Source organism: Archangium violaceum (genome assembly GCF_016859125.1).
GTDB lineage: Bacteria > Myxococcota > Myxococcia > Myxococcales > Myxococcaceae > Archangium > Archangium violaceum_A.
Window position 1 is genome coordinate 10,701,961 of sequence record NZ_CP069338.1, and the last position, 18,130, is coordinate 10,720,090.

General features: G+C 65.6%; 16 protein-coding genes and 2 pseudogenes. 5 read left to right on the forward strand and 13 right to left on the reverse strand.

Features of this window, described 5'->3' with window-relative positions; all coding sequences use genetic code 11:
* Window positions 1-406: 406 nt before the first annotated feature.
* The 3 genes and pseudogenes from JQX13_RS45125 to JQX13_RS45135 all read right to left on the reverse strand — a co-directional run.
* On the reverse strand, window positions 407-592 hold the full coding sequence (locus JQX13_RS45125) for a hypothetical protein (RefSeq protein WP_203405587.1): 186 nt from the start codon (window positions 590-592) through the stop codon (window positions 407-409).
* Window positions 593-615: 23 nt separating this feature from the next.
* Window positions 616-939 carry a hypothetical protein gene (locus JQX13_RS45130; protein ID WP_203405588.1) on the reverse strand — a complete coding sequence of 108 codons (324 nt, stop codon included), beginning with the start codon at window positions 937-939 and terminating at the stop codon, window positions 616-618.
* Between the two features lie 10 nt (window positions 940-949).
* Window positions 950-1,648, reverse strand: a pseudogene (locus tag JQX13_RS45135) (AHH domain-containing protein); the annotation flags it as partial.
* Window positions 1,649-1,860: 212 nt separating this feature from the next.
* Between JQX13_RS45135 and JQX13_RS45140 the strand changes: the two are divergent.
* Window positions 1,861-2,385 (forward strand): DUF6484 domain-containing protein, encoded by a 525-nt coding sequence (locus tag JQX13_RS45140; protein WP_203405590.1) that lies wholly within the window; start codon window positions 1,861-1,863, stop codon window positions 2,383-2,385.
* Window positions 2,386-3,702: a TIGR02270 family protein gene (locus JQX13_RS45145; protein WP_203405591.1), complete on the forward strand. Its 1,317-nt coding sequence runs from the start codon at window positions 2,386-2,388 to the stop codon at window positions 3,700-3,702.
* 7 nt (window positions 3,703-3,709) lie between these two features.
* Here the strand turns inward: JQX13_RS45145 and JQX13_RS45150 are convergent, their stop codons facing one another.
* The 6 genes from JQX13_RS45150 to JQX13_RS45175 form a co-directional block, all read right to left on the reverse strand.
* Entirely contained in the window at window positions 3,710-4,507 is a 798-nt protein-coding gene (locus JQX13_RS45150) for a hypothetical protein (protein ID WP_203405592.1), read from the reverse strand.
* A 135-nt stretch (window positions 4,508-4,642) separates the two neighbouring features.
* Entirely contained in the window at window positions 4,643-5,743 is a 1,101-nt protein-coding gene (locus tag JQX13_RS45155) for a hypothetical protein (RefSeq protein WP_203405593.1), read from the reverse strand.
* A 65-nt stretch (window positions 5,744-5,808) separates the two neighbouring features.
* A complete protein-coding gene (locus tag JQX13_RS45160; protein WP_203405594.1) occupies window positions 5,809-6,192 on the reverse strand; it encodes a DUF4150 domain-containing protein in 384 nt (127 codons plus the stop codon).
* Between the two features lie 278 nt (window positions 6,193-6,470).
* Window positions 6,471-7,235, reverse strand: a complete 765-nt coding sequence (locus JQX13_RS45165) for an ISAs1 family transposase (protein ID WP_239015279.1) — start codon at window positions 7,233-7,235, stop codon at window positions 6,471-6,473.
* A gap of 653 nt (window positions 7,236-7,888) precedes the next feature.
* A complete protein-coding gene (locus JQX13_RS45170; RefSeq protein WP_203405595.1) occupies window positions 7,889-8,944 on the reverse strand; it encodes a hypothetical protein in 1,056 nt (351 codons plus the stop codon).
* 5 nt (window positions 8,945-8,949) lie between these two features.
* Entirely contained in the window at window positions 8,950-9,978 is a 1,029-nt protein-coding gene (locus JQX13_RS45175; protein ID WP_203405596.1) for a DUF2169 family type VI secretion system accessory protein, read from the reverse strand.
* Window positions 9,979-10,274: 296 nt separating this feature from the next.
* Between JQX13_RS45175 and JQX13_RS45180 the strand changes: the two genes are divergently transcribed.
* A complete protein-coding gene (locus tag JQX13_RS45180; protein ID WP_203405597.1) occupies window positions 10,275-10,898 on the forward strand; it encodes a hypothetical protein in 624 nt (207 codons plus the stop codon).
* A 113-nt stretch (window positions 10,899-11,011) separates the two neighbouring features.
* Here JQX13_RS45180 and JQX13_RS45185 read toward each other — a convergent pair whose 3' ends face one another.
* Both JQX13_RS45185 and JQX13_RS45190 read right to left on the reverse strand, forming a co-directional pair.
* A complete protein-coding gene (locus tag JQX13_RS45185) occupies window positions 11,012-12,259 on the reverse strand; it encodes an imm11 family protein (RefSeq protein WP_203405598.1) in 1,248 nt (415 codons plus the stop codon).
* An 8-nt stretch (window positions 12,260-12,267) separates the two neighbouring features.
* Window positions 12,268-13,650, reverse strand: a pseudogene (locus tag JQX13_RS45190) (AHH domain-containing protein).
* A 648-nt stretch (window positions 13,651-14,298) separates the two neighbouring features.
* On the opposite strand from JQX13_RS45190, the gene JQX13_RS45200 reads away from it, so the two are divergent.
* Window positions 14,299-14,730, forward strand: coding sequence for a DUF6484 domain-containing protein (locus JQX13_RS45200; RefSeq protein ID WP_239014242.1), 432 nt, complete (start codon window positions 14,299-14,301; stop codon window positions 14,728-14,730).
* 18 nt (window positions 14,731-14,748) lie between these two features.
* Window positions 14,749-16,047: a TIGR02270 family protein gene (locus JQX13_RS45205; protein WP_203405602.1), complete on the forward strand. Its 1,299-nt coding sequence runs from the start codon at window positions 14,749-14,751 to the stop codon at window positions 16,045-16,047.
* Window positions 16,048-16,054: 7 nt separating this feature from the next.
* Here JQX13_RS45205 and JQX13_RS45210 read toward each other — a convergent pair whose 3' ends face one another.
* On the reverse strand, window positions 16,055-16,852 hold the full coding sequence (locus JQX13_RS45210) for a hypothetical protein (protein ID WP_203405603.1): 798 nt from the start codon (window positions 16,850-16,852) through the stop codon (window positions 16,055-16,057).
* A gap of 75 nt (window positions 16,853-16,927) precedes the next feature.
* On the reverse strand, window positions 16,928-18,091 hold the full coding sequence (locus JQX13_RS45215) for a hypothetical protein (RefSeq protein ID WP_203405604.1): 1,164 nt from the start codon (window positions 18,089-18,091) through the stop codon (window positions 16,928-16,930).
* Between the last annotated feature and the right edge of the window lie 39 nt (window positions 18,092-18,130).

Here is an 18,130-nt window from a genome sequence, read left to right on the forward strand (position 1 = left end):
GACTTCGGTGCGAGTGGCCGCCCTCGGCTCAGCGGCATGGTGGTCGACGTCCAGAACAAGAGCAAGAATCCCGGCTGCCCCTCGGCTGTGGGCGTGCCGGTCACACCGCTTCGAGGGTGACTCCACCGCCGAGCAGTTCGAGAAATACCTGGCGCGACGGATGGTGCGATGGAGCAATTCCTCCACGGGAAGGACCGGGGAGAGGTCTTCGCCGGCGCCGGGCGTCAGCGTACCGCCGCCACGGCTCCGAGCAGACAGGAGGAGTCGGGCAAGAAGTCCTCCCGCCCGAGACGCGCGCCCCCTGAAGCACTCCCCCGCCCTCTCGCAGCTGCATGCCGGTCGTGGCCCACGAGCCCCCGGCATTTTTTGACCTCCGCAGCCCGTGCAGCTGCGGTGCCGCGCAGCATCACCAGCCCAGAGCGACATCACACAACGCGCCGCTCTCCGTGAACCGGCACACCAGCTCGTTGCGGCCCTTCTTCCCGTGCGCCACGGGGGTCTGCCGCTCCACCGACAGCAGCGCCTTGACAGTGGGTGAGCCGCACCTCTCCGGCAACATGGTGGGGTACCGCAGCAACGAGCGCGACTCCACGCCTCGCCCTACAAGATGACCCATTACAGCGTGTCGCGGTTGAAGATGGCCAGGGAGTGCCATATCAGCCCGTCTCGGCCATAGAAGAACAGGATGAGACAGTAAGGACTGTCTGACGGCTCATCCGGATGGGGCGTCCACGCTAGCCGGAGACCATCCAGAACCCTCGGACCCACGTCCGGAGAGTAGTTCTGGCACTCCGCTGCGAGTGCGTCTGTCGGGTCGAGTCGCCGGAGATCCCGCCACTCACCGGCTGGACTGGAGAGAAGTGTCCTCAGAACCTCCTGATGGCGCTTCATGCCAACGATGTCGCCAGAAACGAGTTCCAGCACCACCTCCAGACTCATGGGTTCCATATCACCTCCCGAAGAGAGACTTGAATGCATTGAACTCGTGCTCGGTAGCCAGCCGGAGAACACCACTTTGGACTCTACTCCTGTGCGCAGCCGCGCTGCGCCTGGCTACAGTCGTAACGTGCGTACCGTTCTGCTCGAAGATGTGTTCTCGACCGTTCGGACCCCGAACGACGAATCTGCCGTTCTCCGACTGAATGAAGACATCGGCAGGGCGAGCGTTCCTCGCATCGTTGAACGCTGTCCCGACAGGCCGGCCCTCCAGCTGTCGCTGCCGGGCATGCTCGGACTTCGATGGCCCGTTCACCGTCATGGCCACGACATTGGCGGGAAGGACGACACTGAAGGTGCCCTCGGCCACGGCGACCTTCACCTTGTCCACTTCCTGCACGGCCGTCAGCACGTCGCTGATGCCGGCATGGGACTCGAGCGCACCGGCGGCTTTCGCGAAGCCCGGCAGCTTCGGGGCCTTGGACACCAGCGCCGCCGTCTCCCCCACCGCCGCCGTGCCCAGCAGGAGGAGAATCCGCACGCTGTTGGGCCCGATGACCTTGCCGAATCGGTCTCCCGCCTCGCGCAGTTCCGCGAACGTGCTGGCCTCCGCCGCCTCTTCCCAGAGCTTGAACCAGGCCCGTACCAGGTCGAAGAGCTCCCAGCCCAGGTAGCCCCACATGAGTAGGGCCAGTGCCGCGGCCACGCCATGTCCCAGCGAAGACGGCGAGGCTCAGAGCCGCGGGGAGGAAGCCCGTGCTGGAGGTGACGGTGGACCGAGCGGCAGTTGCTAGCTACTGCATCCCCACTCGCGCGGTGATCGGGCGAAGAGGATTCGACATGGCGAGCAGTCCTCTTCACCCATGCGAGCGCATTCCTGCCGGCCCCTTGACCGTTTCCACATGCAGCTGCTTGGATACCCGGATGAATGATCCACAAGGCGCAGGGGGCCGCCAGCGGTCCGCCGGGCTCGCCTCAGAGCCTATTCTCGGGAACCGCATCGGCTGGGTGACCGGCGTGGATGCCACGGGACAGCTCCTCGTTGACTTCGAGGGGAACCCCGCCAGCCCGCTCGCAGCGCAAACGGTCGTCACCCTGATGCCCGCCATCATTCAGGAAGCCGTGAGCACCCATCAGCGCGTGGTGCTCATCTTCGCCAACGGAGACCCGGGCCTGCCCGTCATCATGGGCTTCATCCAGCCGGCTGTCTCCACTCCCCTCGTGAATGCCGTCCTCGCGGAGTCCGAGCAGAAGGCCCACGAGCCAATGGATGTCTCGGTGGACGGAAAGAGCGTCACCATCGAGGGCAAGGATGAGATTGTCCTAAAGTGTGGTCAGGCCAGCATCACCCTGCGACGCAACGGCAAGATCATCCTGAAGGGCACGTACGTGGAGAGCCATGCGACCGGGACCAACCGCATCAAGGGGGGCTCGGTCCAGGTGAACTGAATGCCACCTCCGCGATTGATGATGGATGTCTACGAGGAGCACCTCAGCGAGGCGGGCTTCCTCTGGACCCGGTGGGAACGCTGCCTGGCCTCACCGGCCGTGGACCTCACGGCAACCGAAGCCCAGGAGGAGCGGCTCCTGGCCCACCTGGACGGACTCGCCCTCGGTGGCCCCGAGGTCGCCGAACGGCTGCTCATTCCCACCCTCGAGTTGGAAGCACCGACAGAGGTGGCCTCGGCCGCCTTCGCGCTGCTCGCGAGCGGTGAGAACGGGGCGAAGCATGTCCTGGAGCGGCTCGAGGCGGGCAAGGGCTCGGCCCTCGCTGGAATCCAACGGGCCCTGGAGCTCGACGATTCGCTGGCCCCCGCAGCGCTCCTCCCGCTGTTGAGTTCGTCCAGCGTGGATGCCCAGGCGGTAGTGCTCGAAGCGCTGGTGTTCCGGAGAGCTGTGCCTCCCTCCGCCCTGGCGAGGTTCCTCTCGCACGCTGACCCGAGGCTCCAGGGCGCTGCCCTGCTCGGCTTGGATGGACGTCCCGAGGAGAGCGCCAGGAAGGCGCTGAACGCCGCGCTCGACGATCCCCATGTGCGCGTGCGGAATGCAGCGCTCATCTCGGGACTGATTGCCGGCCTCCGAAGGACCTGGGATAAGTGCCAGAAGTGGGCTGCGGAGCCCTCGGCGGCCGGCGCGCAGGCGCGGGTGCTCCTCGCCCTCGGGGGAAGCGAGCAGGACGTCACCAAGCTCGTGAAGTTGCTGGACATCCCGGAGCTGCGTTCCTCCGCCCTCTGGGCGCTCGGCTTCAGCGGCCAAGTAGCGGCCGCGGAGGCGTGTCTCACTTGGATGGAGAAGGACCGGGGGACGGCCGCGCTCGCCGCAGAGGCGTTCTCCGCTATCACCGGGTTGCGGCTCGAGGGCACCTATGTGGGTCCTCCTCGGGAGGATGAAGCCGAGGAACCCATTCCCCTGGAGGAGGAGGACCTCGACGCCGACCTCGTCCCCGGCCCGGAGGATGCGCTGGCCACTCCGGCGCCTGATGCGGTCGTCGCTTGGTGGAAGGAGGCACGAGCACGCTTCGACCCGGGCACCCGCTATCTGCGGGGCACCCCCTTCAGCGCACAGTCGCTCCTCGGGGCGCTCCGCCAGGAGCCGATGCGCCGACGGGGGGTGTTGGCGCTGGAGCTGGCCATCCGGAGCCGGGGGCAGTTCCGGCTCGAAGCCCGGGCCTTTACCCGCCGTCAGGCGTCCGAGCTGGCCAGAGCGCTCGCCGCCCCAGCATCCATCTCGCCCCGCCGCTTCGACGGGCTGATGACCCAAGGCTGAAAGCCGCCTACTTCTTCGGCTGGACGTCCACCTGGACCTGGGCCCGTGACATCAGGAGGAACTTCGTGTCGCTCAACCAGGCCTCGACGGTGCTCTTTCCCGGGCGCAGTGCCTGATACGTGGAGGAAGTGCTGGACTGCTTCGTTAAGTCAAGCTCCTCCGGGTTGGATTGGATTTCGATGCGCAACTGCTGCGACGCCTGGGACTGCTTGGGATGGACCTGGACCTCCACTTCCTCGCCAACCTGGAGCTGAGACTTCGACACCGTCACCTTGTCGATGCGCGGCAGGCTCTGGGTCACGTGCTGGCTCACGTGCCGCTCCATGAAGCCCTGGAGGGAGCGCGCGATGGGCTCCACCGAGGTACCACTGGTGTCGCGCAGCTCGACGTACACATTGTGGAAGATCCAGAACACCGTCTGGAGCGGCGTGTCAGGCATCTGGACGGAGAGCTGCCCCAGCCAGGCCGGTCCCCGGACATAGGGAACCCTGGACATGGAGGTGGTGGTCACCCCCGAGAGGAAGCGTTCCCGCGCGGCGGCGGTGCCGTTACTGAAGACATGGACCTTGAGGATGAAAGTGGCCTTGCCACGCCGGAAGCTCCACTTCCGCATGACCAAGTCGCCGGGGAGTGTGTAGACATCCTCCGATAAAGGTTCCCAGCCCGCCTCGGGCGTGGGCAGGAACTCCTTCACACCGTCCCAGTCCGCAACCACCCCGACGTCCGGGTTCGGGCTGAAGACGACCTGATCGAAACCAATCCGGTCCTTGAACTCCTTCAACTTCTGCGGATTAACCAACGACATGGGTTCTCCCCAGGCAGTCGCGCCGAAAGCCCAGCACCGCAAAATCATACACAGGACCGGACGAAGACTCATGAATCATATGACAGTCGTCACAGGCGTAACAATGAGGATGTCCTCGAGCATCCCGGGCCGTTCTCAGTTGGGATAGGGATAGCGTTTCGGGTCATAGTCGATGGTGTTTTCGAGGTACCTCCAGGTCTTTTCCGTCCCGAGGTGAGGCCCCGCGCACGCATCCAGGATCTTGCCGGCCATGCGGACAAACGCATGCTCGTCGAAGGGCTTCCGCTTGGGGTCCAGGGGCATGACGATCTTGTCGGTGCCGTTACTCCGGTAGAACGGGTTGTTACAGGCCCCCACGCCAACCAGGTCCGTCGTCTGGATGTACCCGAAGGGGACCATCCACAGCCACTCCGTGCTCACTCCCAGGGCCGCAGCAAATACCTGCACGGCGGACGCTTGGTCGAAGCAACAGCACTCCTCGGGCTCTGCCTTCATGTACGCATTGAGCTCGAACACCCGATCCGCAAGATCGAAGCGGGGCGCGCCTGCTTTCGTGTCGTACTCGAGCCCGTGACCCGTGTGGCAGTAGCGGGTGATCTTCTCCATGACCTCGCTGGGAGTCTTCAGACCCACCACGCCCATCCTGTTGCAGATGAAGCGGAGTACCTCGGCCCAGACCCCCGTCTTGAAAGGGATGATGGGGACCGCGGGGAGGAAGAAGACCTCCACGTCGGACCCGCCCAAGGCGATGGTGGCCCCAGGATCCGCGAAGGAAACCTCCCATTGGATGCTGCCGCGGTACCAGGCAACTCTATAGGGCAGCGTCTTGATCTGGGCCTTGACGACGTGCTCCCCCACGCCCAGCGGGAGCTTCGCGGTGATCTCCATGTCGCCCAGGCAGCCGAGCAGCTCTCCTTCGCCACTGACGTTCTCCGCCTCGATGACCTTGACCTTGACCTCGACGTCCTTGGTGGCGCCATCGGCCTCATGGATGAGCATGGCGGCCGCCTTCTTGGAGTACGCCGCCTCCTGCGGAAGGCCCATCTTCTTGGCATCGGTCCAGACGTCATTGACGTCCTCGCCCTTCTTCCAGTGGGGCGGGGAGATCAGCGTCTTGCCGCGGCTGACCTTGATGGTCCCCTTGAAGGTCACCTCCAGGATTTCAGCCCGGAGCTTCCACTCCTTCAGCTCGGCGGAGGCTGCCACCGGGACATTGACGGCTTCGCCGATTTCCATAGCCACTCCCCTTGCGTTTCCCGGACACAACCCGGAACCCTCGCCGTCATCGCGACGGACGGAGCTCAGCCCATGATGTTCTTCTTGTTGTGAAAGAGCGGGTCGCCCAGGCGGCATACGTTCTTGCCTTCGAACTTCACGTCGAAGGAATACATCATGAACTCCGCCGGCCCCTTGGTGGAGCCGCTCACGACGCCTCCGCCGGCCGTGCCCGCCTCGTCGCCCGCCGTCTGCTTGTACTGAGCGCCCTTCACCATGGGCATCTTGCCGTTGACAGTCACCGACGTCGGGCCCTTCGAGGCGTCCGAGGACATGCCCGTGTTCGGGTAGGGAATCGGGACGGGCCCTCCAGGCGTGGGCGTCTTGCACACATCGGGGAACACGATGCTCTGTCCCCCGCTGTCCTCGCTGGCGATGCCCCGACCGTTGGCGAAGACCTTCGTGCTCATCGCGCCTCCTGACGTGGGACCGCCCCCACCAACGCAGCCCCTCGAGCGTCGCGGTCAGACGAGCACCATATCAGACCCCAGGATTGATCCAAAGTCCATAGGAGAGGTTTTGAAGAGGCGGAGAGCAAGTCCAGACATTCACAGGCAAAGAGGGAGCATCCCTCCGGACGGCGCCTGAAAGAGGGGCGCCGTGGAAGGACAGGAGTGAAGGTACACAGGCCGAACAGCCAGGGGAGAAGAGGCGCGGGAAGGCCGGAGCGGGAGCAGCTGGCGGGCGCTCAGGCAAGTGTGGCCAGACTCTCGGGCAGCACGGCCAGACCCAACAGGCCCTGGTAGAGCACCTCCATGGTGCGTGCGAAGCTTTGGGGCCGTTTGTCGCGAGTCGGCAGGTGCGTGCGCACCAGGGCCAGCAGGTTGTAGGCCAGCAAACGCAGCCAGCTGAGCACCAGGGGTGCATTGCCTCGCAGGCTGGGCGAGGCGCTGTCCTCCTCCAGCACCACGTCCGCTGTCCAGTTGGGCCCGTTCTCAATCCCCCAGTGCCGGCGTACCAGCGTCAGCATCCGCTCCGGGGACAGTTGCCCTGTGGGAATGGAGGTGAGGAACAGCCGCGTCTCCACCTTCGGCAGCTCGCCGTCTCTGGTTCGCGTCTGCCTCACCCATACCCATTGCTGGGCGCCGGGAAAGTCCTCCTCTGGCGGCTTGTCCACCACCCTCAACTCCCTCTCCACCCACTCCCCGCTCGTCCGCTCGCGCGTGCGCACCTTCACTGGCGCCACCGCCAGCGCCACCCACGCCTTGTCATGTAGCCGGTGGAAGTTCTCCTTGAGCGCCATCAGGTAGTGCTTGCCCGCCTCCCTCACCACCCGCGCATTGGCCGCGCTCGTCATTCCCGCGTCCACTGTCACGTACTCGAAATGCCGCCCGAACTTCTCCACCACCCGTTTGAACAACTCCGGGAACGCCGTCGCCTCTCCCTGCTTGCCTTCCAGCAACTTCTGGTCGAGCACCGGCTGGGCCGCGCTGCTGGTGAGACTGGCGCGCAGCGCGTACGGGTACCAGTACTCCCGCCCCTGCTCATCCTTCGTCGTGTGGCTCGGCTCGCACGGCGGCTGCCCCGGCGTGCTCTCCCTGCCTTCCCGTCAATGCTGACGACGCCCCGGGCGAAGAGCTCATGGCGTATCAGCCCCACTTCCAGGCCTCGGTGCACCATCTGGTGCACCTCCTGCTCCAACCCCTCTGGCTCCAACTTCCCCAGCAGCCTATCCAACGTCGTGTCGGACACCGGCCGCTTCAGCCCCTCGGGCGCCGTGCCTTCGCGCAGCATGTCCTCCCCCAGCGCCTCGGCATGCCTCAACACCCGCCGCCCCACCGCCATCGCCTGCACCAGCAGCATCAACATCGCCGCCAGCGGGTGCCTCTGTCCCCGGCGGGCCCGGGGTCCTTTACCTCCTTGAATGTCAGCCCCAGGCTCGCCATCATCCTCTGCACGCGGGAGGGGGTTTCCTGCTCGTCCTTCTTCCCCTTCCCGTTTCCCGCTTGGGGTGTGGATGGCCCGCCAGTCCTCCCGCCCCGGTTTTTCTTCCCACTCATCCTTCTTCTCCCCGGACCTGTCCGGCCCGTCTCCGGCTCTGTGCTGGCGCTCCCCCTCGCGATCTGCCCGCGGCTGCTCGCCTCCGGTGGGCGCCTGTAGGCGGGACTATACTTCAGCCGTAGGCCCGGGTGGGATGACCTCTCCCGTGGGACTTTGAATCAAGCCTGATATCAGACCCGGGGCCTCCCTGTACCCCCGCTGGATGCCAATGGCCGTGAGCGACACCAGCAGCGGTCCGAGCGCGGCGCCCGGGTCTCCCATGCAATCGACGGGGTGCTCGAAGCGGAAACCCTCCTCGAAGTAGCGCGAATGCCGCAGATAGGACACCCCCCACTCCTTGGACCAGAAGCTCTCACCGTTCAGACCGGCGTAGACACACCGGACCCGGGGCGCCTGTCCGGCCAGCGAGGAGAAGAGCTCGCGAAATGCATCCGACAGGCCTTCTCCGAGATGGGGCTCCGTCGCATACAGGTGCCCCTTCTCGACACCTGTGCCGCCCCCCAGAACATGGGCAATGGGAGTCAACCCCAGCCGCCGCCCGCGTCCCAGCCGGCCCAGCAACATGAAGCTGGCTCCTTCGCCAGGCACGAACCCATCCGTGAGCCCCTGGACCCGGAGGCGCTTCTCGTCCCACAAGGCGTCCAGCAACGGCAGGTCGCAATAGGTGTCCACCCCTCCCACCAGGACCTGCTCCAGGGAGGCAGTCCCCAGTCTCCGCAGCGCCTCCGCGAGCGCCAACAGCCCCCCCGCCCGACCCTGGGGAAACAGCTTGCTGCCGCGGACATCCAACTCCACGCCGGACTGGTGCGCGAGCTGCTCAAGAAACTTCGGGCCGACGACGCCGCCATCTTCGGGAAGAGCCAGCAGGAGCGTAGGCTTCGAGAGGCCCTGGGCCGCCTGCTGGAGCGCGGAGGAGGCCAGCCGCAACATGCGTGCGTAGCGGGCCGTGGGGACCTTCAGCATGGCCTGGGGAAGGCTCAGCTCGGGCAGGAACTCCTCGTCGAGGAAGCCCGCCAGGATGGGCTCGGAGTGCCGGTCGACGAATGAGGATTCTCGCACTCGCACGATTCCGGCCCGAAGGGCGGCGGCCACGGCCGACGCGGTCAGCCCCACCGGCGCCACCATCCCGAGCCCGAGAATCTCCGCAGCCTGCGTTCGCATGGGGATTACGCTGCTCCCTCGAGGGATTTCAACTGGATGTGGGCCAGGCTCACCTTCAGTGCCTGCTTGTCGCAGGACACGGCGCCCCGCCAGAGCATGCACAGGCGCTGGTGTCCCGGCTCGAGTTGCACCGTTTCCAGCTGCATCGGCGGCGCATGGCGCTTGCGCGCGATGAACACCGTGACGGAGAGGTCACAGCGGGGCAGCGCGAACCGCAGAGTCCCCGCGGGCGAGACATTCACCAACTCCACCGGCTCCCCGCCCTTCAGGTGCCCCGAAGCGCACAGCCCCTCGGACGAGGACTGGAAGAACTCACGCTTGAAGTCCAGGGGTAGATACGGAGCCCGGGTCGTCCGCCAAGCGTCGCCGTAGGTCCCCGCCAGAGCCACCCGGGGCGCCCACGAGGGAGGCACGTGCCCCACGCCGAAGGGCCTGGGCTGGTCCGACGGGGACTGGATGAGGTGGGACGGGTCCTCCAGGTTCGGCAACTTCGTGCCGAGCATCTCCGAGTGGCTCCGCTTGCCCCGGAATCCGGTGCCCACTGGGTTCCGGGGCTCAGAGAGGACCTGCGCATTGTCTCGGTCCACCACGTGGGTGCCACCAAAGGCCCGCTCGTAGACGAGCGGCAGGGTGACGAAGGGGGCAGGCGCGGAGATTCGCGGCCCCAGCACGCCCCGAGCCCAGTGGCGGTCTCCGAACACCAGAATCACCTTGCGAAGCAATCCCACCTTCACGGAGATGGGGCATGACTCCACTGGACGTCCCCGGGGCGCGTGTGCCTCACCGACGAGGACAACGTCCGTGTGTGGCTTGAGGAGGTGAACTTCGCTCGCGTACTTCAGGCTCGACTGTCCGGGCTCGCCCCAGTACTCGTCCGCCACCACAAGGGGGCGCTGCTTCGCGGCGACCCGAAGCGCCCCGGCCTGGATGTCGAACGTGGCCTTGACCATCACGTACGCCGTGTCGACGCCCCGCTCATCGGGAAGAATCGCGAGATTGACGATGAACGGCGTGTCGTTCTGGAGCTGGAGCATGGCGGTGACTGCGAGGCGCCCAATATACCGGGAGGGATCGCCGTGTCCCAGCCCGCCCCCCCAGGGATTCACCAGCACTCTCACATACGTCGTCTGCTGTCTCAAGCGAAGGCGGAGATGACGAGGAGCCGAGCTGGCCGATGGGGGCGTGGCGAAAGAGCGCACATCCGGCAGGACAAGGCTGGGCTGCTGCGGAGGACCTTCGCGCTGGACGTCTGTTCCGAAATCCGCAGCTCCCGGTGGGTATCAGCACATGAGCTCGGGAAATTTCTCCCGGCTTCTACCCGGAGTCTCGAATGGTCTTCCTCTCCATCATCGCCAACAACCTCGGCAAGATCGCCACCGCAGCGGCAGCCACCTTGGGCGTCGTCGGCTACGTCAACCGCGAGCGCATCCGCCAGAGCTGGTTCTCGGACGAGGAGTCCGGTTCCGAGAAGCGGAACCAGGGACGCCCCCAGGACGTGACGGACGTGCTCAAGACGGCCGGGTCACTCAAGAACCTCCACGGCCATCTGGCTCCGGACGAGCTGGACAAGAAGCATGCGGAGTTGCTGGACAAGCTCACCGCGATGAACACCAAGACGATGACCGATTTCAGGCTGCTCATTAACGAGGCGCAGTCGGAGGTCATCACCTCCATGGCCGAGCTCGAGGGCCAGCTCGACGCTCAGCGGAGCGAGACGCGGGCGCTCGGCGAGGAGCTGCGCGAGGCCGTGGCGGACCTGACGCGCCGCCAGGAGGCGGTGGAGCAATTTCTCCACGGGAAGGACAAGGGAGAGGTCTTCGCCGTGCCCGGGCGCCAGCGCACCGCCGCTACGACTACGACTCCGAGCAAGCAGGAGGAGACGGGCAAGAAGCCCTCCCCCAGCGGCAGGCGCAAGGGCAACGGGAGCACCGCGCCCGAGACGCGTGCGCCCTGACGCGCTCCCCCGCCCTCTCGCAGCTGCATGCCGGTGGTGGCCCACGAGCCCCCGGCATTTTTTGGCCTCGAGCGGCGCGCAGCATCACCAGCCTGGGCTACCGACGCTCCGTGCTACGCCACGGGCTTCCTTCTGAAACGCGACAGGTGCTCCTCGCCGTTCTCCGCGAACCGCTGCGCCAGCTCGGCCTGCCCCTCCGCGCCGTGCTCCAGCAGGTACGCCAGCTCCGAGGGCAGCAACGCCTTGACGGTGACGAGCTTCACCTCCCCATACGGGATGGAGAAGTGACTCGGCAACGAGCGTGACTCCACGCCCAGCAGCACGGCCACCCTGCCCTCCTCGGTGACGAGGGACTTGGGTATGCCCTTTCCGGACACCTCCATGGAGAAGAGGCCCGCCTTCACGCTCTCGCGCACGTGCTCGTGCTCGGCGACTTCATCCGCCACTCGGTCCAACAGCATCAGGGGCCACCCTTTCAAGATGTCCTTCACGGCCGCGTCCACTTCCAGGGCGAGCTCCAGACCGAAGCCCACTGAGGGCTCCAGGCGCTCGATGAAGGGGTCCGAGAGCCCGTGGGTGACGAGCAGCGTACGCCCCGCCTCGCGACGGATGACGCGCCAGAGCTGCCGGTGACCTGGCCACGAGCCGCTCATGGCGATGGGCATGAAGACCTCCCTGTCCAGCGACCCCAAGGTGCACCAAACCGTTTCACGAGCGGTGTCCGCCTGCTCGAACAACTCGCGGCTTTTCCGGTCCTGCTCGCGCTCCTCCGCGCTGACGGTGCTGGGGCCGGTGACCTCCTTGAACTTCGCCCCCGTTGCGCCCATGCGCTCCAGGGCCTGCTTTACCTCCTCGGAGATGATGATGGCCGGGCTCCATCCCCAGGTACGGAACACTCGGGCATCGCCCACTTTCGAGGGGTCGATGCGCATGCCAATCACGGACCTGTACTGGCCTGTCTTGTCGGGCCTGTCATCCCCCGGCTCCCAGTGGCGCACCTCGTCGGATGCCTCGTCGTCGATGCACTTCACGACACGCGTGATGTTGAGCAGGACGTACGGTTCGCTCTGTCCGTCCACATCCACCGGAATCAGCTGCACATCACCGGGCGCCAGCTCGGCGAAGACAGCCGCCACCCTGGCATGAACCACGGGGATGGTCGCACCCGCCAACAAGGAGAAGTCGAGCGGCCTGCCCGGGACATAGATGGGAATCCGGATCCGCGCATCGACGTGAGCGGGCTCACCCCGTACGAACTGCCAGGTACGAATCTCCTGCCCCTGCTGATCCACGGGATCATCCAGGTGCCAGCGACCCGGGATGTAAACGTCGTCGAACAGATCGAAGTACAGTCCCGTCATGAGGACTCCTAGGGCGATGCCCCTCTGGTTAGCAGCTTGTTGAGCCTGCTTCCCTCCCTGATGATCTCCTCGGCCAGTTGCCGGAGTGCTTGCCTCAATGCAAGCGCGCACTCCTGCTGGTTGGAGCAGTTGTCCGTCGCAGCTTTCAGGTGCTTATGAACGAGTTGATGGTACTCCTCGGGATGAGGCCCCTTGTGCCCAAGGAGTGGGACCGTATTGGCCGGGTCCTCCATCGACATGCCCGCCTTGTCAAAGATTTTCTTGAATAGCGGCGTCCAAGGCCCGCCTCGCGCAGTGGACTTGCTGTTCTCGACAGTGGCGATGTGGTGCACGTCCGGCTTCTTCTTCGGCGGGTCCGCGCGTGCCGGAGAGCCCCTCGCGGCCATGCTCACGGCATTGGCGGGCAGAACGACACTGAACGTGCCCTCGGCCACGGCGACCTTTACCTTGTCCGCTTCCTGCACAGCCGTGAGCACGTCTCGGATGCCGGCATGGGACTTGAGCGCACCGGCGGCTTTCGCGAAGCCCGGCAGCTTCGGGGCCTTGGACACGAGCGCCGCCGTCTCCCCTACCGCAGCCGTTCCCAGCATGAGGAGAATCCGCACGCTGTTGGGCCCGATGACCTTGCCGAAGCGCTCTCCCGCCTCGCGCAGTTCCGCGAACGTGCTGGCCTCCGCCGCCTCCTCCCAGAGCTTGAAGTAGGCCCGTACCAGGTCGAAGAGCTCCCAGCCCAGGTAGCCCCACATGAGCACGGCCAGTGCAGCGGCCACGCCTTTAGAAACGGGCTCGGGTGCCGAAACCAAGGCGAGGTATCCAATGATGGTGAGGCTCAGCGTCGTCCAGAGCTGCGTCGTGGAGAACATGGAGCGCAGTTCCGCGTCCCGGGCCTCCAGCGCCGCATTCACCGAGAGCGCCAGGGCGAGGTCGCGCTTGTCCTCGCCGTCCAGGCCCGGCCCGTCCTTGAACAACTCGAGGCAGTCGCCCGGCGTGCCTTGCCGCTCTCAGAAGCTCCCGTAGGTCCGCGCCAGGGGCGTGCGCCACGCCTCGCCCGGCAGCGGGGCCGAGGCCAGCGCCAGCTTGCGGTGGAGGTAGAGCGGGAAACGCGAGCCGGCCGCCCGCAGTGGCATGTTCAGCACCAGGGTGGTGAGCGCTTCGTTGAGCTCGAAGTCGCTCACCTGCACTGCCCCGAACCGGTTGGGCAGCGAGAGGCGAACCACCTCGTCCGAGATCCCGCCCACCACCTCGGCCTCCGCTTCAGCCACGGATGACTTCACATGAGACACGCCAGTGGCGCACGCAGCGTGGAGGAAGAGGACAATGAGGGCCCAAGCGCCCAATCCGGGGCGCGGCCGGGTTCCTGCCAGGCACGGACCAACAAGACGGGTGGACACGCCGCACCTCTGAAGCCGGGGACTGGCCCCAGGATGACAGAGGGGCTCGACGAGCACGGAAGGAGGCGGGAGACATCGGCGCCTGAAAAGAGAACGGGCCGCCAGGCTTTCACCTGGCGGCCCGCTCATGGAGCCGACACCCAGATTTGAACTGGGGACCTACTGATTACGAAGAGTGGGGTCTTCTCGGGTCCGCATCGCAAATTACCATAATCACTGGGGAAAGCGGCCTCTTTTGGCCCGACTTGGCCGCCGGTGGCGGCCCGAATTACCCAACAAATTACCCAACACAAGCCTGCCGGTAGTCTCTCCTCATGGAAGACTCCACGGGCGAGAACTCACCCGCGCCTCCCCCGTTGCACGGGGCTCTTCATGCACGTCCGGCGCCGCTACCTTCGGGGGCCAAGCACGCAGCAGTTGCTCGCTACGGCAGCCCCACTCGCGCGGTGATCGGGCGGAGAGGATTCGACATGGCGAGCAGTCCTCTTCACCCATGCGAACGTATTCCTGCCCGGCCCCTTGACCGCTTCTACATGCAGCTGCTTGGATACCCGGATGAATGATCCACAAGGCGCAGGGGGTCGCCAGCGGTCCGCAGGGCTCGCCTCGGAGCCTATTCTCGGGAACCGCATCGGCTGGGTGACCGGCGTGGATACCACGGGACAGCTCCTCGTTGACTTCGAGGGGAACCCCGCCAGCCCACTCGTAGCGCAAACGGTCGTCACCCTGATGCCCGCCATCATGCAGGAAGCCGTGAGCACCCGTCAGCGCGTGGTGCTCATCTTCGCCAACGGCGACCCGGGCCTGCCCGTCATCATGGGCTTCATCCAGCCAACTGTCTCCACACCCCTCGTGAATGCCGTCCTCGCGCAGTCCGAGCAGAAGGCCCACGAGCAAATGGATGTCTCGGTGGACGGAAAGAGCGTCACCATCGAGGGCAAGGATGAGATTGTCCTAAAGTGTGGTCAGGCCAGCATCACCCTGCGACGCAACGGCAAGATCACCCTGAAGGGCGTGTACGTGGAGAGCCATGCAACCGGGACCAACCGCATCAAGGGGGGCTCGGTCCAGGTGAACTGAATGCCACCTCCGCGATTGATGATGGACGTCTACGAGGAGCACCTCAGCGAGGCGGGCTTCCTCTGGACCCGGTGGGAACGCTGCCTGGCCTCACCAACCGTGGACCTCACGGCCGCCGAAGCCCAGGAGGAGCGGCTCCTGGCCCACATGGACGGACTCGCCTTCGGTGGCCCCGAGGTCGCCGAACGGCTGCTCATTCTCACCCTCGAGTTGGAAGCACCGGCAGAGGTGGCCTCGGCTGCATTCGCGCTGCTCGCGAGCGGTCAGGACGGAGCGAAGCATGTCCTGGAGCGGCTCGAGGTGGGCGAGGGTCCGGCCCTCGCTGGAATCCAACGGGCCCTGGAGCTCGACGATTCGCTGGCGGCCGCAGCGCTCCTCCCGCTGTTGAGCTCTTCCAGCGTGGATGCCCAGGCGGTGGTGCTCGAAGCGCTGGTGTTCCGGAGGGCCGTGCCTCCCTCCACCCTGGCGAGGTTCCTCTCACACGCCGACCCGAGGCTCCAGGCTACCGCACTGCTGGGCCTGGAGGGACACCCCGAGGAGAGCGTCCGGAAGGCGCTGCACGCCGCGCTCGACGCTCCCCAGGTGCACGTACGGAATGCGGCGCTCGTTTCGGGGCTGATTGCCGGCCTCCGAAGGGCCTGGGACAAGTGCGAGAAGTGGGCTGCGGAGCCCTCGGCGGTCGGCGCGCAGGCGAGGGTGCTCCTAGCCCTCGGGGGAAGTGAGCAGGATGTCACCCGGCTCGTGAAGTTGCTGGACGTCCCGGAACTGCGTTCCTCTACCCTGTGGGCGCTAAGCTTCAGCGGCCAATTGGCGGCCGCGGAAGCGTGTCTCGCTTGGATGGAGGAGGACCGGGGGACAGCCGCGCTCGCCGCGGAGGCGTTCTCCGCCATCACCGGGTTGCCGCTCGAGGGCGCCTATGTGGGTCCTTCTCGGGAGGATGAAGCCGAGGAACCCATTCCCCTGGAGGAGGAGGACCTCGACGCCGACCTCGTCCCCGGCCCGGAGGATGCGCTGGCCACTCCGGCGCCTGATGCGGTCGCCGCCTGGTGGAAGGAGGCACGAGCACGCTTCGACCCGGGCACCCGCTATCTGCGGGGCATCCCCTTCAGCGCACAGTCGCTCCTCGGGGCGCTCCACCAGGAGCCGATGCGCCGACGGGGGGTGCTGGCACTGGAGCTGGCCATCCGGAGCCGGGGGCAGTTCCGGCTCGAAGCCCGGGCCTTTACCCGCCGTCAGGCGTCCGAGCTGGCCAGAGCGCTCGCCGCCCCAGCATCCATCTCGCCCCGCCGCTTCGACGGGCTGATGACCCAAGGCTGAAAGTCCCCTACTTCTTCGGCTGGACGTCCACCTGGACCTGGACCCGTGACATCAGGAGGAACTTCGTGTCGCTCAACCAAGCCTCGACGGTGCTCTTTCCCGGGCGCAGTGCCTGATACGTGGAGGAAGTGCTGGACTGCTTCGTCAAGTCAAGCTCCTCCGGGTTGGATTGGATTTCGATGCGCAACTGCTGCAACGACTGGGACTGCTTGGGATGGACCTGGATCTCCACTTCCTCGCCAACCTGGAGCTGAGACTTCGACACCGTCACCTTGTCGATGCGCGGCAGGCTCTGAGACACGTGCTGGCTCACGTGCCGCTCCATGTAGCCCTGGAGGGAGCGCGCAATGGGCTCCACCGAGATACCGCTGGTGTCGCGCAGCTCGACATACACGTTGTGGAAGATCCAGAACACCGTCCGGAGCGGCGTGCCAGGCATCTGGACGGAGAGCTGCCCCAGCCAGGCCGGTCCCCGGACGTAGGGAACCCTGCGCATGGAGGTAATGGTCACCCCCGAGAGGAAGCGCTCCCGCGCGGCGGCGGTGCCGTTACTGGAGACATGGATCCTGAGGATGAAAGTGGCCTTGCCACGCCGGAAGACCCAGTTTCGGCTGACCAGGCCGCCGGAGTGAGTGTAGACATCCTCAGAGAAGGGCTCCCAACCTGCTTCCGACGTGGGCAGGAACTCCTTCACACCGTCCCAGTCCGCCACCACTCCGACGTCCGGGTTCGGGCTGAAGACGACCTGATCGAAACCGATCCGGTCCTTGAACTCCTTCAACTTTTGCGGATTGACCAACGACATGGGTTCTCCCCGAGCGGTCGCGCCGAAAGCCCAGCACAGCAGAATCATATGCAGGATCGGATGAACGCTCATGAATCACTTGAGACTCATCACAGGCGGAAAGATGCTGATGTCGTCGACCGTCCCGGCCCGCTCCCAGTTGGGATAGGGATAGCGTTTCGGGTCGTAGTCGATGGTGTTGTCGAGGTACTCCCGGGTCTTTTCCATCCCGACGTGAGGCCCCGCGCACGCATCCAGGATCTTTCCGGCCATGCGGACGAACGCATGGTTCCCAAAGGACGTCCGCTTGGGGTGTAAGGGCATGACGATCTTGTCGGTGCCGTTACTCCGGTAGAACGGGTTGTTACAGGCACCCACGCCGATCAGGTTCGTCGTATGGATGTACCCAAAGGGCTCCATGAACAACCACTCCGTGCTCACTCCCAGGGCCGCAGCGAATACCTGCACAGCGGACGCTTGGTCGTAGCAACAGCACTCAGGATCCTCTCCCTTCATGTACCCATTGAGCCGAAACTCCCGCGCGTCCGGATCTCCATAGTGGTATTTGCCTTCCAACGTGTCGTACTCGAGCCCATGACCCGTGTGGCAGTAGCGGGTGATCTTTTCCAAGACCTCGCCGGGAGTCTTCAGGCCCACCACGCCCATTCTGTTGCACAGGAAGCGGAGGACCTCGACCCAGACCTCCGTCTTGAAAGGGATGATGGGCACCGCGGGGAGGAAGAAGACCTCCACGTCGGACCCGCCCAGGACGATGGAGCCTCCAGGATCCGCGAAGGAAACCCTCCATTCGATGCTGCCGCGGTACCAAGCAATCCTGTAGGGCAGCGTCTTGATCTGGGCCTTGACGACGTGCTCCCCCACTCCCAGCGGGAGCTTCGCAGTGATCTCCATGTCGCCCAGGCAGCCGAGCAGTTCTCCTTCGCCGCTGACGTTCTCCGCCTCGATGACCTTGATCTTGACCTCGACGTCCTTGGTGGCGCCATCGGCCTCATGGATGAGCATGGCGGCAGCCTTCTTGGAGTACGCCGCCTCCTGCGGAAGGCCCATCTTCTTGGCGTCGGCCCAGACGTCATTGACGTCCTCGCCCTTCTTCCAGTGGGGCGGGGAGATCAGCGTCTTGCCGCGGCTGACCTTGATGGTCCCCTTGAAGGTCACCTCCAGGATTTCAGCCCGGAGCTTCCACTCCTTCAGTTCGGCGGAGGCTGCCACCGGGACATTGACGGCTTCGCCGATTTCCATAGCCACTCCCCTTGCGTTTCCCGGACGCCGCCGGAACCC

What these genes read in the sequence shown, in the direction of transcription:
- JQX13_RS45130 (WP_203405588.1), bottom strand. Translation starts at nt 939, where the DNA reads ATGAGTCTGGAGGTGGTGCTGGAACTCGTTTCTGGCGACATCGTTGGC.
- JQX13_RS45140 (WP_203405590.1), top strand. Translation starts at nt 1,861, where the DNA reads ATGAATGATCCACAAGGCGCAGGGGGCCGCCAGCGGTCCGCCGGGCTC.
- JQX13_RS45145 (WP_203405591.1), top strand. Translation starts at nt 2,386, where the DNA reads ATGCCACCTCCGCGATTGATGATGGATGTCTACGAGGAGCACCTCAGC.
- JQX13_RS45150 (WP_203405592.1), bottom strand. Translation starts at nt 4,507, where the DNA reads ATGTCGTTGGTTAATCCGCAGAAGTTGAAGGAGTTCAAGGACCGGATT.
- JQX13_RS45155 (WP_203405593.1), bottom strand. Translation starts at nt 5,743, where the DNA reads ATGGAAATCGGCGAAGCCGTCAATGTCCCGGTGGCAGCCTCCGCCGAG.
- JQX13_RS45160 (WP_203405594.1), bottom strand. Translation starts at nt 6,192, where the DNA reads ATGAGCACGAAGGTCTTCGCCAACGGTCGGGGCATCGCCAGCGAGGAC.
- JQX13_RS45170 (WP_203405595.1), bottom strand. Translation starts at nt 8,944, where the DNA reads ATGCGAACGCAGGCTGCGGAGATTCTCGGGCTCGGGATGGTGGCGCCG.
- JQX13_RS45175 (WP_203405596.1), bottom strand. Translation starts at nt 9,978, where the DNA reads ATGCTCCAGCTCCAGAACGACACGCCGTTCATCGTCAATCTCGCGATT.
- JQX13_RS45180 (WP_203405597.1), top strand. Translation starts at nt 10,275, where the DNA reads ATGGTCTTCCTCTCCATCATCGCCAACAACCTCGGCAAGATCGCCACC.
- JQX13_RS45185 (WP_203405598.1), bottom strand. Translation starts at nt 12,259, where the DNA reads ATGACGGGACTGTACTTCGATCTGTTCGACGACGTTTACATCCCGGGT.
- JQX13_RS45205 (WP_203405602.1), top strand. Translation starts at nt 14,749, where the DNA reads ATGATGGACGTCTACGAGGAGCACCTCAGCGAGGCGGGCTTCCTCTGG.
- JQX13_RS45210 (WP_203405603.1), bottom strand. Translation starts at nt 16,852, where the DNA reads ATGTCGTTGGTCAATCCGCAAAAGTTGAAGGAGTTCAAGGACCGGATC.
- JQX13_RS45215 (WP_203405604.1), bottom strand. Translation starts at nt 18,091, where the DNA reads ATGGAAATCGGCGAAGCCGTCAATGTCCCGGTGGCAGCCTCCGCCGAA.